A 16637-nucleotide genomic window follows, 5' to 3' on the forward strand; every position below is an offset into this window, starting at 1 on the left:
GTGAACCCGTCGTGACCGACCGCTCGTCAGCCGCTCACATTTTGGCTGGCCTGACCGATCGAGGTCTGCTTGCCGTCATAGGTGACCGTGCATTTGACCGTGGCGCTGTAGCTGGATCCCAGTGTCGGCCACAACAGGTCGGTGATCGTGCCGGTGCTGTTCGCGTCGACGTCGATGTTGCGGTCGACTTGCTGTGGCCCTACTCCGCTGTTTTTCGTGGCGGTGTAGGCACATTTCGCGGGCAGTGTGGATTTGTTGGTGATCGCCACCTTGGCGTTGAATCCATTCCGGGTAATGCTGACCGAGACGGCATTGGCCGGCGCCGCGCATTGCTGGTCGGCTGGAACGGTGCTAGTCGCCGATCCCGGCGGACAATTCTTCGGTTTCGCCGCCGCGCACTTGTCGAGGCTGGCCGCCTTCGGCGTCGGCGAACCCTTCGGGCAGTCCACCTGCGCCGCCGCCGGGCACTGCTGCCCCTGCGGAACGGACGCTACGGGTGACCCGGCCGGACACTTCACCTGCACCGGCGCCGGCGGACTGTATTTGAAGTCTGACCACGCACCGCAGTCGTCCGAGCCCAATGTGCTCTTCCGGCAACCCTGCACCCCGTAGTTGAACGACTGGGTCGCGACGTTGCGGCGGGTGTCGGTCGCGGTGTTGCCGCAGCTCTTCTTGATTTCTGACTGGCCCTGACCGTTGACCATCGTGTGGATCACATCTCCGGCGTACTCTCCCTTCACCCGCGGGCATCCGGAGATGTTGCAGATCACGTCGTTTCCGTTGGCCGCGCAGGTGACGACGTAGCCGTTGGGCAGATTGTCGGCGCTAGCGGTCGGCGCCAGCGCCGGCGTCGCAACGACGATCCCGAAAAGCAAGGCCACCGGGGCCAGAAGCGCGAGACATCGCGCTACTCGTGTTGTCATGACTTGTCCTCCAAAGTCTGAATGGCACATATCGAAAGCCGGACGGATTCGGTAACCACATCCCTCAAGCTGAGCGGAGCCTATGACCGCCGATGGGCCGAAGTAATTAGGGATTTCCCTATACTTTTCGCGGCTTCGCCCTGCCGGCGCGCATTTGCTGCAGTGGTCCAGATCCATTCGATCCAGCCGCCGCGCGCCTTGCATCGCTGTTTGCTGAATCGGCGACGACCCTGCCGGACTGTTCACGGGCACCGGGCCGGGCGACAGGTCACCCGGGCAAGCCCAGACGCGGTTGAGACCCTCACAGAACGCAGGCGTGCCCTATCGTCTAACATCCTTAGCCGAGCAAAGGTTCTAGCGGGCGTCGATGTCGATGACCGGCTGAGGCCAGTTCTTTGCGGCAATGCTGCCCCGAATGCGTCGTGGCGGACCGCGGAATGCACACGCAGCTTGGCGCGTTCGTGAACGGGGCGGGAGGACACCGAGTGAGGGCAATGTCTATCGGCGGAGTACTCAAGCGAGCCTGGATCCCGCTGCTGCTCATCGTCGTGCTGTCGGTGGCCGGCCTCGCCGTGACGCGCCTGCACAAGGTGTTCGCCTCGCAGGACCTCAACGCGAATTCAGGAGCCGGGATCAAGATCGTGCAGTTCAACCCGAAAGTCGTGAAGTACGAGATCTTCGGAAATCCGGGGAGCACCGCCAACATCAACTACTGGGATGCCGACGCCAACACCCACCAGATCAACGACGCGCCGCTGCCGTGGTCGTTCACGGTCTCGACGACGCTGCCCACGGTGAGCGCCAACATCATGGCCCAGACCGACGGGGGCTACATCGGCTGCCGGATCACCGTGGACGGTGAACTGCGCGAACACCAGAGTTCCGACGGGCACAATGCCCAGACCTTCTGCCTGGTGAAGTCCGCGTGAGCAACCACGAGGCGGCGACCACCGCCGAACCCGAGACCACGCACCCGCACCGGCCTTTCATCCCGCACGTCATCCGGCTCTTCGCAATCCCGATCATCATCGGCTGGGTCGTGCTGACCGTCATCGTCAACGTCGCCGTCCCCACCCTGGAGGTCGTCGGTGAGGCGCACTCCGCCCCGATGGCCCCGCTGGACGCGCCGTCGATGACGGCAATGATGCGGATGGGCCACAACTTCCAGGAGTTCGACTCCAACAGCACGGTGATGATCGTGGTGGAGAGCCAGAAGCCACTCGACGATGCCGCGCACCGCTACTACGACGACATCGTGCGCAAACTGCGCAAGGACACCGCGCACGTTCAGCACCTACAGGACTTCTGGGGTGACCGGTTCACCGCGGCGGGCGCGCAGAGCTCCGACGCCAAGGGCGCCTACGTCCAGGCGAACATCGCCGGTAACCAGGGCACCACTCAGGCCAATGACTCGGTCGACGCCGTGCGCAAGGTCGTCGACGAAGAAAAGGCGCCGCCCGGGGTGAAGGCGTACGTCACCGGACCCGCGGCGCTCTCCGACGACATGCACGTCATCGGCAACGACAGTCTGGCCAAGATCACGTTGTTCACCCTCGGTGCGATCGCGATCATGCTGTTGCTGGTCTACCGCTCGATCGTGACCACGCTGATTCAGCTGTTCATGACGTTCGTCGCACTGGCCTGCGCCCGCGGCGTCGTCGCGGTTTTGGGTTATAACAACGCTTTTGGGCTCACCACCTTCGCCGCCAACATTCTGACGATGCTGGCGATCGCGGCCGGCACGGATTACGGAATCTTCTTGGTCGGCCGTTATCAAGAAGCCCGCCGCGAAGGTGAAGATCGAGAAACCGCCTACTACACCACATTCAAAGGTGTCGCGCCGGTCGTGTTGGGTTCCGGACTCACGATCGCCGGTGCCACCTACTGCCTGAGCTTCTGCCGCCTGCCCTGGTTTTCCACCATGGGCGCCCCGGTGGCCATCGGCATGCTCGTCGTGGTGCTGGCCGGTCTGACGCTGGGGCCGGCGATCGTGTTCCTCGGCAGCAAGTTCGGTCTGTTCGAGAAGAAGAGTCAGGCTCGCGGCAAGCTGTGGCGACGGGTGGGGACCGCGGTTGTGCGTTGGCCCGCACCGATTTTCGCCGTCAGCACCGCGGTGGTTCTGGTCGGGATGGTGGCGCTGCCCGGCTTCAAGACGAGCTACAACGACCGCCACTATCTGCCCGAATCGGCGCCGTCCAACGTCGGCTACGCCGCGGCGGACCGACATTTCTCCGAAGCCCGGATGAATCCGGACCTGCTGATGATCGAGTCGGACCACGACATGCGCAACACCGCCGACATGCTGGTGTTGGACAAGGTCGCCAAGAACGAAATCCGAACCGTCGGGATCGCCATGATCCAGGACATCACCCGGCCGCTGGGAATTCCCATCCAGCACAGTTCGATTCCGTTCCAGAACAGCATCCAGAGCCAGACCACCATGCAGAACATGAAGTTCCTCAAGGACCGCATGGCTGACATTTTGAAGATGGCCGACGAGATGCAGATCATGATCGACGTGACCACGCGCCAGGCGAAAGTCACCCACGATCTGGCGACCGCCGCCCTCGACAGCGCGAAAACCACGCAGGAGACCTCTGAGATCACCGACACCCTGCGGGATCACATCGCCGACTTCGAAGACTTCTACCGGCCGATCCGTAGCTACTTCTACTGGGAGAAGCACTGCTACGACATCCCCGTCTGCATCTCGTTCCGGTCATTGTTCGACTCGATCGACGGATTCGACCAGCTGGCCGAGAAGTTCCACGAGCTCTCCGGCGACATCGGGCGCACCGCGGCGGCGTCGCACGAGTTGGAGCAGCTGATCCCGATCATGCTCGACACGTTGAAGACGACGCACGGGCTCACGCTGACGATGTACCAGACGTTCAAGGCGATGATCGACCAGATGGAGGCGATGAGTAACACCTCCATCGTGATGGGCCAGAGCTTCGACAAGTCGCAGAACGACGACTTCTTCTACCTGCCGCCCGAGGCGTTCTCCAACCCCGAGTTCATCCGAGGGGTGAAGATGTTCTTCTCCCCCGACGGAAAATCGGTGCGGTTCTTCATCACTCACCAGAGCGACCCGATGACGCCGGAAGGCATCGACCGGGTCGGCGCGGAGCGCACCGCCGCCCAGGAAGGCCTCAAGCAGTCTTCGCTGTCCGATGCCAAGGTCTATCTCGGAGGCACCGCCGCCACCTTCCGGGACATGGCCGACGGTGAGAAGTACGACCTGATGATCGCCGTGGTGTCGGCTTTGACGCTGATCTTCATGATCATGCTGCTGCTCACCCGGAGTGTGGTGGCGGCGTTGGTGATCGTGGGAACGGCCAGCAGCTCGATCGCCGCGTCGTTTGGGCTGTCGGTGTTGATCTGGCAGGACCTGTTGGGCATCCACATCCACTGGATCGTGATGGCGCTGTCGGTCATCATCCTGCTGGCCGTCGGCTCCGACTACAACCTGCTGCTGGTGTCCCGATTCAAAGAGGAGATACACGCGGGGCTCAAGACCGGGTATATCCGGTCGATGGCCGGCACCGGCGCGGTGGTGACGTCGGCGGGTCTGGTGTTCGCCTTCACGATGGCAGCCATGCTGGGTAGCGAGTTGACCGTGCTCGGCCAGTTCGGATCGACGGTCTGCATCGGTCTACTGCTCGACACTCTGGTTGTGCGAACACTTTTCATGCCGTCATTGGCAACCCTGCTGGGCCGCTGGTTCTGGTGGCCGCTGGTGGTCCATCCGCGCGGCGACTACGGCAAGCCGAAGCCGCCCGTTGTCACCGACGAGGCCAACACCGCGCCGCTGGCCGTGCAGAAGTCCTAGTCGGCGAGCTGGACGCAGACACCGAGCGCGCCGGCGCCGACGTGGAGGGCGAGCACCGGGCCCAGCCCGGTGACCAGCGCCGGTTCGCAGTCGGGCAACCGCTCGCCCAGGGCGGCCACCAGCTCTTGTGCACCGTCGGGGTTGGCGACGTGATGCACCGCGATCGAGGCACGTCGCTCGCCGACCGTCTCGACGACCCGGTCGATCATCGCTGCGACCGCCTTGGTCGCCGTCCGAACCCGTTGCGCCAGAACCAATTTGCCATCATCGATGCGCAGCAACGGCTTCAGCGACAGCTTGGTGCCCAGCCACGCACCGGCACCACCGATGCGGCCGCTGCGGCGCAGGTTGTCCAGCTGATGCACGACGATGAAGCCGTGGTTGCGGTCGATCGCGGCCGCGGCGGCTGCCGCCACGCCCTCGAGATCGGCGTGATCGGCGGCGGCCCGGGCAGCGGACACGGCGATGAAGCCGGTGTTCATCCCGGTGAATCTCGAGTCGAGAACCCTGATCCCCGAGCCGATTTCGGCGGCAGTGGACTCGGCGGCGGTCATGGTGCCCGACAACGCCTTCGAGAGGTGGACGGCCAGGACACCGTCGCCGTCGCTGTCGGCCAGCGCCTGCCGGTACACCTCGCCCAATTCGGCCGGCGTCGCGGCCGCGGTCGTGGCCTGGCCGTAGTCGTGGATATTGTCCGGAATCTCGTCGACGCCGTCGCGCAAATCGTGGTCGTCGAGCAGGATGTGCAGCGGAACCTCGCGAATTCCCCACTGCCGGCGCCATTCCGCGGGGAGGCGGGCCGACGAATCCGTGACGACGATGACGGGCACGAACTCAGCTACCGACCCTGACATCGTCATCACCGCGCGGCTTCTCCTCATCGCGCTGCGCGCTCTGCATCGTCGCCACGCCGGCCTCGGCCAGCGCCTTCAGCATCAGCTCCGCGACGGCCCGGTGCGCTTCGAAATTCCAGTGGATGCCGTCGGGATTACCACGACCGTTCATCACCTCGTCGGCGACGCCCGCCTTCAGATCGACCAGTGCCACGCCATGCTCATCGGCCCACTGGGTGATCGCCGCGACGGTGCCGTCGCGTCCGTGATGGGCCCGGCCGTACGCATCGGCGATGTGGACAGACGGCAGCGACGCCACCATCGGGATACCGGGGCGGTTGAAATCGATTGCGCCACGGGTTTCTTCGAGGTACTCGGCGGACAGGTGCGGCGGCAGCGCGGCACGGGCCAGCGGGGAGAACCGCGGCTGCACCCACCCGTAACCGTCGCGCACCCAGCGCCGCAACCAGGGCGGGCGCACGTAGCGGATCAGCTCACGCAGCGCGGTGGGCAGCGGTGACGGAAGCGAATCCATCCCGCTGGTCGCGAAGATCACCGCCCCCGCCCGGGGCAGCGCGGCCCAGGCCCGCGGGTCCTGGGTGGCTGCCCACCAGACGTCCCGGCACGTCCACCCGATGCGACCGATCAACTCGAGATCCCAACCGAGTTGCGTGGCAACGATATTCGGCCAGATCCGCGGATCGTCCGACGGGAGTCCACCGGTCGGCCCGTAATAGGCCAACGAGTCGGCGAAGACCAGCAGGGTCGGCCGCGCCTCAGAGGACATCGCCGGCAACCTCGGCCGAGGCGTTCCATACGTCGAGTCGCCAACGGATCGCGTCGAAGTCGTCCGTGCCGTCCGGGGAGTGCCCGGACAGCTGCGTCCAGCTGGCGTTGCCCATGCCGCCGAGCACCGGCCAGTTGCCGACCGGCAGCCGCAGCAATGCGGCGCTCAGCGCGGCGATCAGCCCGCCGTGGGCGACCAGCACCACCGGCCGCGCCGGCTCGCCTTCGGCGCCCCACTCGGTTTCGCCGGCGACCAGTTCAGCGACCAACGGCAGGCTGCGGGCGGCCACGTCGACCCGGTTCTCGCCGCCGTGCGGCGCCCAGGCCGCATCGTCGCGCCAGGCCAGCCGCGCGCCCGGGGCGATGGCGTCGATCTCGGTGTGCGTCTTGCCCTGCCAGTCGCCGAGGTGGGTTTCACGCAGCCGGTCGTCGGCCCGCACGTGTAGGCCGGTGCGCTCCTGCAGCGCGACCGCGGTCTCGAAGGCCCGGCGTAAGTCGGAGGACACGATCAGCAGCGGCTGGTGCTTGGCGAGCGCCTCCGCCGCAGCTACCGCCTGGGCACGGCCGAGGTCGGTCAGCTCGGTGTCCAGCTGACCTTGCATCCGGCTGCCGAAGTTGAACGCGGTCTGGCCATGCCGCAGCATCACCAGCCGTCGGATGGTCATGACAAATCCATCGCGACGATGGGGCAGTCGCGCCACAGCCGGTCGAGGGCATAGAAGTCGCGTTCGTCCTGGTGCTGGATGTGCACCACGATGTCGACGTAGTCGAGCAGAGTCCAGCGTCCCTCGCGGGTGCCCTCGCGGCGGGCGGGTTTGTGTCCCGCTTCGCGCATCTTGTCCTCGACCTCGTCGACGATCGCGTTGACCTGTCGCTCGTTGGACGCCGAGGCGATGACGAAGCAGTCGGTGATCACCAGTTGATCGGAGACGTCGATCACGACGACGTCGTCGGCGAGCTTGGACGCCGCCGCGCGGGCGGCGACGGTCGCCATGTCGATCGCCTCAGGTGCGGCGGTCACGTCTGCTCCCCCGGTTTGCGGTACAGGTCGCGTTTGGAGATGTACTGGACGACGCCGTCGGGCATCAGATACCACAGCGGGCGGCCTTCGGCGGAACGCCGGCGGCAGTCGGTGGAAGAGATTGCCAGCGCCGGGATTTCGACCAACGACAGGGCATCCGCAGGCAGTCCGTCGAGGACGCCGGCGAGATGCTCGCTGCCCAGTTCGTAGCCTGGTCGGCTGACGCCGACGAAGCGGGCCGCGGCGAACAACTCGTCGAGGTCTTGCCAGGACAGGATGGAGGCCAGCGCGTCGGCCCCGGTGATGAAGAAGAGCTCGGAGTCGGGATTGAGCGACTGCAGATCGCGCAAGGTGTCTTTGGTGTAGGTGGGCCCACCGCGGTCGATGTCGACGCGGCTGACCGAGAAGCGCGGGTTGGCAGCGGTGGCGACCACCGTCATCAGGTAGCGGTCTTCACCCGCGCTGACCTCGCGGCCTTTGAGCCAGGGCTGGCCGGTCGGGACGAACACCACCTCGTCGAGATGAAACCGGTCGGCGACCTCGCTGGCTGCGACCAGGTGTCCGTTGTGGATGGGATCGAACGTCCCGCCCATGACACCCAGCCGCCGCATTTGCACGGTTTGCCAGCTTACTGGAGCGCGATGCGGCCGGAATCCAATGTCACACGCGCCACACCAGCACCTGGGCCGGTCGATGTCCGAGTTGCCCACCTTCGAGCGACAACAGCGCTCGGGTTGTCGCTGTGAGGCGGGCACATCGTGTGCCCCCCGGCCGAGAGGGCCGTGCGGCAGACGGGACTCGCTCGCCCGGCGCCCTAGGAGTAGACGGGGTCGAACAGGGCCACGACGGTTCCCAGCAACGCATTGATCGCTCCGCTGTCGGCAAGGCCGTGCGAGAACGCGTTGATCAACGCCGCCGTGTCGTTGATGATCGCGCCGGAGTCCGTGAAATCCGGAATCTCGATGGTCGTGGTCAGTCCGTCGGTCGTTGCGACGCCGCTCGCGATCTCTTCCGGGGTCAATCCCAGGTACTCCACGTGGGTGGTGAAGAAGTGGAAGAGTCCATTTGCCAGGCCCAGCAGCGGGCTACCGCCCGGGGCGTTGACCCCGATGTCCCAATCTTCTTGCCAGTCGGACACTCCGTCGTAGTGGATGTCGTAGATGGTGGTCGGATACAGGTCGTTCGGTGTGTAGTCGGCGAGCAGGCCGCCGGGGGCGAACTGGTCCTCGTTGATGGCGTGCAGAACCTCGTCGGTGATCGTCGTCCCGGTGGTGCCGCCACCGAACAGCTGAACCAGGTCGGCGTAGATGTTGGTGGCAATGCCGTTCGCGTCGCTCGGGTCGCCGATGAACACGAAGTGCAGATCTTCCGAGGGAATGCCGTCTTGAGCGAGAATTTTCTCGGCCGCTGACACCGCAATCGCGCTCTGCGAGTAGGCGAACACCGTCAACGGATCATCGGAACTCATCAAGTCCGCGCGGTATGCGGCCTCGATCGCGTAGACGATGTTCGTCTCGTCCTGAAGACTGCTCGGGCCGAATTGGAACAGTTCCGGCGTCGACAACACCTGCAGCGAACCGTCGCACGGCAGGTTTCCGACCATGTTGCAGATCGATGTCGCGGCATCGGAGAATCCCAACGGCTTCAGAAACAGCTCATTTGCCGCCTCCACGTACGCCGTCGACGGCGTGGGCTGGGCGGTGCCGCCGAGGAAGATTGCGTTGGTGCTGCCCGCCAGCGGATCGTCCACGTCGGCATATGCGGTTGTGGACAAGGCGATCGACATGCCGAGCACCCCGACGATCGGTGCCAGGACGGAAACACCTCTGCGCATGACGGACCCCATTTCAGCTTCGCCGGCTGCCGTCGCCGGTTTCTGATACGAAGCTGATATTAACCTGAGATCGCCTTGTACAACTGACGAAAATTATGTGAGCGAGCCCGGAGGGCGGCGTGTGCCACCGGGAGGCGGCTCACCGAAGCCGGCGACTCAGACCGGCAGCAGCTGATCGATTACCGACGCCAGCTGCTTGGCCGAGCGGCATTCGTGCATCGTGATCACCTCTTGGTAGCGCGGCACCGCCGAATCACCGCTGCCCCACAGGTGCTTGGGCTCCGGATTGAGCCAATGCGCGTGCCGGCTGGCGGTCACCATGTGCGACAGCACGTCGGTGGCCGGGTCGCGGTAGTTCGTCCGCCCGTCGCCCAGCACCAACAGCGAGCTTCGCGGAGACAGCACGTTCGGGTGGTCCTGGATGAACGAGATGAAGGCGTTGCCGTAGTCGCTGTGGCCGTCGCGGGTGTAGACGCCGGCTTCGCGGGTGATCCGCTGGATCGCCACCGCCAGGTCGGCGTCGGGCCCGAACATGTGGGTGACCTCGTCGCTGGTGTCGATGAACGCGAAAACCCGCACCCGGGAGAACTGCTGGCGCAGCGCGTGCACCAGCAGCAGGGTGAAGTGGCTGAATCCGGCCACCGAGCCCGACACGTCGCACAGCACCACCAACTCGGGGCGGGCCGGACGCGGCTTACGCAACACCAGGTCGATCGGCACGCCGCCAGTGGACATGGACTTGCGCAGCGTCTTGCGCAGATCGATCGCACCCGCTCTCGCGCGACGCCGGCGGGCCGCCAGCCGGGTGGCCAACGTCCGGGCCAGTGGCTGCACGACGCGCCGCATGGACCGCAGCTGGTCTCCGGAAGCCCGCAGGAACTCGACGTTCTCGGATAGCTGTGGGATGCCGTACATCTGAACGTGGTCGCGGCCGAGTTGCTCGGCGGTGCGCCGTTTGGTTTCGGCGTCCACCATCTTTCGGAGCTGGGTGATCCGCTGTGCGGCAAGCGCTTTGGCGATCTGTTCCTGGGTCGGGGTGGGTTCGTCGCCGTACGGTGCCAGCAGGCCGGCCAGCAGCTTGCCTTCCAATTCGTCGAGCGCCATCGACTTGAGCGCCTGATACGACGAGTACGACGGCCCGCGGCTGGAGTTGTACTTTCCGTAGGCGTCCACGATCTGGGCGATCATCGCGACCAGCCGATCGTCCATGTCGGCGAGATCGGGATTGTCGGTGAGCAGGTCCAGCAACATCTGTCGCATCGCCTCGACGTCGTCGGGCGGTAACTGCACTTCGGGGTCGACGGCGTCCTCTTCGCTGACCGCCGCCCGCGTGCCGAGTGCGGCCGGCCACCACAGGTCGAACATCGCGTCGTAGGTCTCCCGATGCTCGGGCCGTCGCAGCACCGCGCAGGCCAGGCCTTCGCGCAGGATCTCGCGGTCACCGAGACCGAGGACCCCCATCACCTGTCCGGCGTCCACGGTTTCCGAAGGGCCGACCGAGATACCTTGTCCGCGAAGAGCTTCGACGAATCCGACCAGATGGCCCGGAATGCCATGCGGGGCCAGCGGCTGGCTGGGGCGAACGCGGCGGACGGCCATCAGCGTGCCTCAGTTCAGCCGTAGCTCGGAGGTGGCGCGGGTCTGGTCGGACTGGTGCTTGAGCACGACGCCCATCGTGGCCGCGATGGTCGCGTCGTCGATGGTGTCCAGGCCCAATGCCAACACGGTGCGACCCCAGTCGATGGTCTCGGCCACCGACGGCAGCTTCTTGAGTTGCATGCCGCGCAGCACGCCGATGATGCGGACCAGTTCTTCGGCGATGTGTGCCGGCAGTTCGGGCACCCGGGACAACAGGATTCGACGTTCCAGATCGGGGCTGGGAAAGTCGATGTGCAGGAACAGGCAGCGGCGTTTGAGCGCCTCGGACAGCTCGCGGGTGGCGTTGGAGGTCAGCACCGTGAACGGCCGCCGCTCGGCGGTGATGGTGCCCAGTTCCGGGACGGTGACCGCGAAATCGGACAGCACCTCGAGCAGCAGGCCCTCGATTTCGATGTCGGCTTTGTCGGTTTCGTCGATCAGGAGCACGGTGGGCTCGGTCTGCCGGATCGCGGTCAACAGCGGCCGCGACAGCAGGAACTCCTCGGTGAAGACGTCGGTCTTGGTCTGATCCCAGTCATCGGACCCGGCCTGGATGCGCAGAATCTGCTTGGCGTGGTTCCACTCGTAGAGTGCGCGGGCCTCGTCGACGCCTTCGTAGCACTGCAGACGGACCAAGCCCGACCCGGTGGCCTGGGCGACGGCGCGGGCCAGTTCGGTCTTTCCGACACCGGCCGGACCTTCGACCAGTAGCGGCTTGCCGAGCCGGTCAGCCAGGAAAACCGCTGTGGCGGTGGCGGTGTCGGGTAGGTAACCGGTTTCGGCAAGGCGTCGGCCGACGTCGTCGATGTCAGCGAACAGCGGCGCCGGCCGCGCGGGCACACTCACGTGGTCTTTTCTCCTCAGCTATGTCAGACCGGGCGGGTCTGGCCGTCTCCCCAACCGATCCACTTGGTCGAGGTCAGTTCGGCAAGCCCCATCGGGCCGCGGGCATGCAGCTTCTGGGTCGAGATCCCGATCTCGGCGCCGAATCCGAACTGCTCACCGTCGGTGAAGCTGGTCGAGGCGTTGACCATCACCGCGGCCGCATCGACACCTTCGGTAAAGCGTTGCGCCGCAGCCATATTCGATGTCACAATGGCCTCGGTGTGGCCGGTGCCGTACTCGTTGATGTGGGTGATGGCCGCGTCGACACCGTCGACGATCGCGACGGCGATCTCCATCTCCAGGTATTCCCGACGCAGGTGGTCGTCGTCGGGATCCAGGTGCACGGTCACACCGGCGTCCTGCAGCGCGTTGATCAGCCGCGGCATCGCCTGGTCGATGATCGCCCGGTCGACCAGCAACGTCTCGGCGGCGTTGCACACACTGGGGCGACGTGTCTTGGAGTTCAACAGGATTCGCTCGGCCATGTCGAGGTCGGTGGCGTCGTGCACATAGACGTGGCAGTTGCCGACCCCGGTTTCGATGGTCGGCACCTGCGAGTCGCGGACCACGGCGTCGATCAGGCCGGCTCCCCCGCGGGGGATCACCACGTCGACCAGTCCCCGGGCCTGGATCAGGTGTGTCACCGACGACCGGTCGGCGGACGGGAGCAGTTGCACGGCATCGACCGGCAGGTCTTCGCCGTGCAGCGCCTCGCGCAACACGGCGACCAGCGCCTCGTTGGACCGCACCGCGGAGGCGCTACCGCGCAGCAGCGCCGCGTTGCCGGATTTCAGCGTCAGGCCGAAAGCGTCGACGGTGACGTTGGGCCGGCCCTCGTAGACGATGCCGACGACACCGAGCGGCACGCGTTGCTGGCGCAGAGCCAGCCCGTTGGGCAGGGTGTAACCCCGTAGCACCTCGCCGACCGGGTCCGGCAGGCCGGCGACCTGGCGAAGGCCCGCTGCGATCCCCTCGACGCGTTTGGGGTCCAGTGCGAGGCGATCGATCATCGCGGTCGGCGTGTCAGCGGCGCGGGCCGAGCGCAGGTCCTCGGCGTTGGCTGCCAGGATGCGATCGGTGTTGGCCACCAACGCGTCGGCGGCGACTACCAGCGCTTGATCCTTGGCGACGGTCGGGAGGGAGGCCAGTATCCGAGCGGCCACCCGGGCGCGTCGTGCCGCGTTGTGCACCTGCCGGCGCACATCGCTCACCGACAAGGCGTGCACACTCATCGACCCAGGGTAGCGGGCAATCTAGCGCCGGGTTGAGACGCCCCCGATCGACGATGTCTCTTTGCGGCGGTCCTCGATGATCCGGCCCAATTCCTGCAACAGCAACGGTGCCCGCAGCACGAGATCCTCGATGTGCTCACGATCGATCTCGAGCACGGTCACTTCCTCGAGCGCGTAGGCACCGGACGAACTCGGTTGCCGGGTCAGCGTGCTCAACCCGAGGAATGACCCCTCCTCCAGCAGGCTCAGCAGAGTCACCGCACCGTCGTCGCCGGTCGAGGTGCGCCTGATGCTGCCTTTGATGACGAACGTCATGGCGGTGGGCACTTCGCCGGCGTACTGCACGATCTCGTCGGTGCCGTACCGGATCATCCTCGCGTGCGGGATCAGCAACTGTTGGTCGGCGAGGCTGAGCCGCAGCGCCGGTGCCACCACGTCTCGCATCGCCGTCTGCACCCGCGCCGGTGTGGAGTAGTTGTCGGCGGCACCGTCGAGATGCAGGCCCTCCCGCCGGGCCGCGTACCAAATCCAGCGCAGGAAGGTCGCTTTGGCGGCGCCGTCGTCGGCCGGGGACTTCAGGGCGATGCTCACTTGGTATTCGCCGGAGCCGGTTGCCGAGGATGTCGGCGCGACGTCGGCCCTGCGGTGCGGCAGGGCTTTCGCGACGCGGACCAGCAGTAGTCGTACGCGATCGGGCGGGTCGTCGACCGAAAAGATCGTGCTGATCGACAATGTGTGCGCGCCGGGCGGTCGGCTGAGGTTGGTGAACGATGTCGCGGCCAGCACCGAGTTGGGGGTGATCTGTAATCCGTGGCCGGTCTGGATGTGCACGGCGCGCCAGTTCGCTTCCACGATGCGGCCGCGCGCGGCGGGGGTGTCGAGCCAGTCGCCGATTCGGAACGGCTGCTCGAACAACATGAACAGCCCGGACACGATCTGGCCGACGGAGTTCTGCAGCATCAAGCCGATGACCACCGACGTCACGCCCAGCGCGGTGAACAAGCCACCGACGCGTACACCCCAGACGTAGGAGAAGATCATCGCCAACCCAGCGGCGATCAGCAAAAACCTTGTGACGTCCCGGAATATCGTCGGGACCCGTTGGCGCCAGGACTCCTCCGGCGCCCCGTCGAACACCGTCGCGTTGAGGCCCGAGAGAAGCAGAAGCAGCAGCACGAACCCGAATACCGTCGACAGCACCCGCACCGAGTCGATGTCGGCCGGTATTCCCGCCACCTTGACCAGTAGCAGCAGTAGCGCCGCCAGCGGCACCAGATAACTGCGCAGCAGATAGACCGGCCTGGCCAACGCGCTGGCCCGGCGCGACAGGAACTGTTGCCATTCGGTGAGACCCACCAGCAGCAGTGGTAAACCGACCGCCAGTCCGATGGCCCAATACAACCAGTAGGGGTCGAGGGCGGTCATTTCCGGTCCACCAATCGCCAGATCTGCTGCTCGGCGCCTGCGACGGTGACGGTTCCGGCGGCAGTGAACTGACGGATGTCACGCATCACGTCGTAGACGTCCGCGGTGACGAAGATTCCGGATTCTGTTGCACCGCTGCGTAACTGGTGGGCCAAATTCACTGCGGCACCCCACATGTCGTAGATGACGCTGGACCTGCCGACCAGCCCGCTGATCACGTTGCCGGTGTTGATGCCCACCCGGAGGCTGAGGTGGTAGCCCCGGCCGCTGTTGAAGCGCTCGATGATGCGCTGCATCTCGACGGCGAAGTCGATCGTGCGCGGCACACTGTCCAGTCGCGGGACATTCAATCCACAGCTGGCGAGGTAGCCGTTGTGCACCGTGCGAATCGGTTCGACGCCCAGGGTTTCGGCCGCGGAATCTAGTTCGCGGACCAGCTCGTCGACGATGCCGACCAATTCCTCCCCCGACAGGTCATGGGAATTCTCGTCGAGTCCGATGATGTCGGCGAAGATGACCGTCACGTCCTGATGTTCCTGGGCGATGGTCTGCTCGCCGTCGCGGTACCGCTGCACGACGGTTTCGGGCATCAACGACAGCAGCAGCCGGTCGTTCTCCTCGCGCTGCTCGGCGAGCAACCCTTCTTTGATCTCCAGATTCCGGCTCATGTCGTTGAAAGCGGTAGTGAGGTCGCCGATTTCGTCACGGGACGTCACCGGTATCGACAGGTCGTAGTTTCCGGCGCTGATCTCCTCGGCGCCGGCTTGCAGCCTGCGCAGCGGGCGGACGAACCGCTGGGCAATCAGCATCGCGAGTACGCACAGCACCACGACCATCGCCGCGGCTGTGACCACCAGCGTGCGGGTGAAGGCCACTATCCGCGCGTTGGCTTCTTCGCTGTCCCGGGTCGCCAGAATCGACCAGCGCAGATCGGAATTCGGAATGGTCACCGGCGCATAGGCCGCCAGTTCGCGCTCACCCAGGTAGCCGATATCGGTGACGGTTCCGGTTCGACCCTTCTGCGCTGCCCGGAAAGCCGGGGTCTCCACCGGTTGCACCAGGGTCGTGCCGTGCCATCGCATCGCCCTGGCGACGACGTCGGGCGGGGTACCCGCTGCGACGGCGTCGCGTTGATACCGCTGCGGGTCCTCGAGGAACAATCGGGAGTCAGACCGCATCAGCCCGTCCGGTCCGGCGAGGTAGGTCTCCGCGGTGCCACCCATGCCTGCGGACTTCCAGTGCTGATCGGCGGTCATGATCCGGTTGACCTTGGAGATCGGCAGCGGGAGCGCCAAGACGCCGTCGGTCTTGCCCGCCACGCCGATTGGTGAGACCAGCCAGGCGATCGGCATCCCGCCGGCGGCCTGAAATGTCTGGAAGTCGGTGATCCACACGAAGTCCACCGAGTCGGCGGCCATCGCCTTCTCGTAAGCACCGCGCAGGTTCGACGAGCGATACGGGCCGGTGAGGATGTTGGAGCCGAGCGTGGGTCCCTTGTTGACGTTGTAGACCACGTTGCCGCGGGTGTCGAGCAGCATGGCGTCGCGGTATTCGAATCGGTCGGCGATTTCGTGGAAGTAGCCGTTGAAGCGGGCATTCGCCGCCGACCAGGCGCTGCCGTCACCGGCATCTTCGGGCGCGGGCGAGGTGTCCGACGCCCGGATCGTGTATTGCGCTTGAAGATATCGCTGCGCGTTGCCGGTCGGCAGCAGCGCGGGCATGTCCAGTGTGACACCGCTGGCTTTCTGGATCGGCGTGATCAAGGTGTCCTGGTAGTAGTTCTCCAACGCCTGCTGCTGGCCGGGATCGGCTGGTGCGTCGGCCAATTGGTCGAATCCGGCGGTGAACGCCTGCACCGCTTCGTCGGCTGTGTAGCCGCGGCTGTAGATCGCCAGCGAGTTGGAAAGATCGCCGAACAGCATTTCGATGGCCCGTTTCTGGGCTTCTCGCAACTGCGTCATCCGCTCGGCGGCGACGGGCATCAGGGTGTTGCGTCCGGACACGTATTCGACCACGCCGATCACCGCCAGCGACGCCAGGCTGGAGACGAGCAGCATGACCATGATTTTCGACTGGATGCTCAATCCGGCCGGCCGCCGCGGGCGACGACGCCGGTCAGTTTTCGCCGGGACCGCGTCATCATGCGGTGCCGGTTCGGCTGAGCCTTGCGGCGTCACTCGGCGTCCTTTCGCAGCCGGGCCGATAAGCCCAGATCACGCAGCAGAATA

The 16637-nt window shown here is 65.6% G+C and carries 14 protein-coding genes; 2 read left to right on the forward strand and 12 right to left on the reverse strand.

The genetic code is table 11. The features are described from left to right. Positions 1-26: 26 nt before the first annotated feature. Entirely contained in the window at positions 27-923 is an 897-nt protein-coding gene (locus tag ACZYW1_RS21920; protein ID WP_463788558.1) for a hypothetical protein, read from the reverse strand. Between the two features lie 494 nt (positions 924-1417). On the opposite strand from ACZYW1_RS21920, the gene ACZYW1_RS21925 reads away from it, so the two are divergent. Both ACZYW1_RS21925 and ACZYW1_RS21930 read left to right on the forward strand, forming a co-directional pair. After that, positions 1418-1852 (forward strand): MmpS family transport accessory protein, encoded by a 435-nt coding sequence (locus tag ACZYW1_RS21925; RefSeq protein ID WP_463788835.1) that lies wholly within the window; start codon positions 1418-1420, stop codon positions 1850-1852. Then, positions 1849-4755 (forward strand): MMPL/RND family transporter, encoded by a 2907-nt coding sequence (locus ACZYW1_RS21930; RefSeq protein ID WP_463788559.1) that lies wholly within the window; start codon positions 1849-1851, stop codon positions 4753-4755. The genes ACZYW1_RS21925 and ACZYW1_RS21930 overlap by 4 nt, the downstream gene beginning before the upstream one ends. On the opposite strand, the gene ACZYW1_RS21935 is transcribed toward ACZYW1_RS21930, so the two are convergent. The 11 genes from ACZYW1_RS21935 to ACZYW1_RS21985 form a co-directional block, all read right to left on the reverse strand. After that, entirely contained in the window at positions 4752-5609 is an 858-nt protein-coding gene (locus ACZYW1_RS21935) for a DegV family protein (RefSeq protein WP_463788561.1), read from the reverse strand. The two genes, ACZYW1_RS21930 and ACZYW1_RS21935, sit on opposite strands and share 4 nt — an antisense overlap. After that, the gene (gene octT, locus ACZYW1_RS21940) at positions 5590-6375 is read right to left on the reverse strand and encodes a diglucosylglycerate octanoyltransferase (protein ID WP_463788562.1); all 786 of its coding nucleotides are present in this window, start codon (positions 6373-6375) and stop codon (positions 5590-5592) included. Before octT ends, ACZYW1_RS21935 begins: the two co-directional genes overlap by 20 nt. Then, a complete protein-coding gene (gene gpgP, locus ACZYW1_RS21945; protein WP_463788563.1) occupies positions 6365-7039 on the reverse strand; it encodes a glucosyl-3-phosphoglycerate phosphatase in 675 nt (224 codons plus the stop codon). The genes octT and gpgP overlap by 11 nt, the downstream gene beginning before the upstream one ends. Continuing rightward, the gene (rsfS, locus tag ACZYW1_RS21950; protein WP_292989974.1) at positions 7036-7395 is read right to left on the reverse strand and encodes a ribosome silencing factor; all 360 of its coding nucleotides are present in this window, start codon (positions 7393-7395) and stop codon (positions 7036-7038) included. Before rsfS ends, gpgP begins: the two co-directional genes overlap by 4 nt. Then, the gene (gene nadD / locus ACZYW1_RS21955) at positions 7392-8006 is read right to left on the reverse strand and encodes a nicotinate-nucleotide adenylyltransferase (RefSeq protein WP_463788836.1); all 615 of its coding nucleotides are present in this window, start codon (positions 8004-8006) and stop codon (positions 7392-7394) included. Before nadD ends, rsfS begins: the two co-directional genes overlap by 4 nt. 203 nt (positions 8007-8209) lie before the next feature. Continuing rightward, complete coding sequence (locus tag ACZYW1_RS21960; RefSeq protein WP_463788564.1) at positions 8210-9229, reverse strand: PE-PPE domain-containing protein; 1020 nt, start codon at positions 9227-9229, stop codon at positions 8210-8212. 156 nt (positions 9230-9385) lie between these two features. Then, on the reverse strand, positions 9386-10828 hold the full coding sequence (locus ACZYW1_RS21965) for a vWA domain-containing protein (RefSeq protein WP_463788565.1): 1443 nt from the start codon (positions 10826-10828) through the stop codon (positions 9386-9388). A gap of 9 nt (positions 10829-10837) precedes the next feature. Continuing rightward, positions 10838-11713, reverse strand: a complete 876-nt coding sequence (locus tag ACZYW1_RS21970) for an AAA family ATPase (RefSeq protein ID WP_463788566.1) — start codon at positions 11711-11713, stop codon at positions 10838-10840. Between the two features lie 23 nt (positions 11714-11736). Next, positions 11737-12984: a glutamate-5-semialdehyde dehydrogenase gene (locus tag ACZYW1_RS21975; RefSeq protein WP_463788567.1), complete on the reverse strand. Its 1248-nt coding sequence runs from the start codon at positions 12982-12984 to the stop codon at positions 11737-11739. 21 nt (positions 12985-13005) lie between these two features. Beyond that, positions 13006-14409, reverse strand: a complete 1404-nt coding sequence (locus ACZYW1_RS21980) for a mechanosensitive ion channel domain-containing protein (protein ID WP_463788568.1) — start codon at positions 14407-14409, stop codon at positions 13006-13008. Continuing rightward, entirely contained in the window at positions 14406-16586 is a 2181-nt protein-coding gene (locus ACZYW1_RS21985) for an adenylate/guanylate cyclase domain-containing protein (protein ID WP_463788569.1), read from the reverse strand. The genes ACZYW1_RS21980 and ACZYW1_RS21985 overlap by 4 nt, the downstream gene beginning before the upstream one ends. Between the last annotated feature and the right edge of the window lie 51 nt (positions 16587-16637).

This window comes from Mycobacterium sp. IDUB_36 (assembly GCF_055419225.1).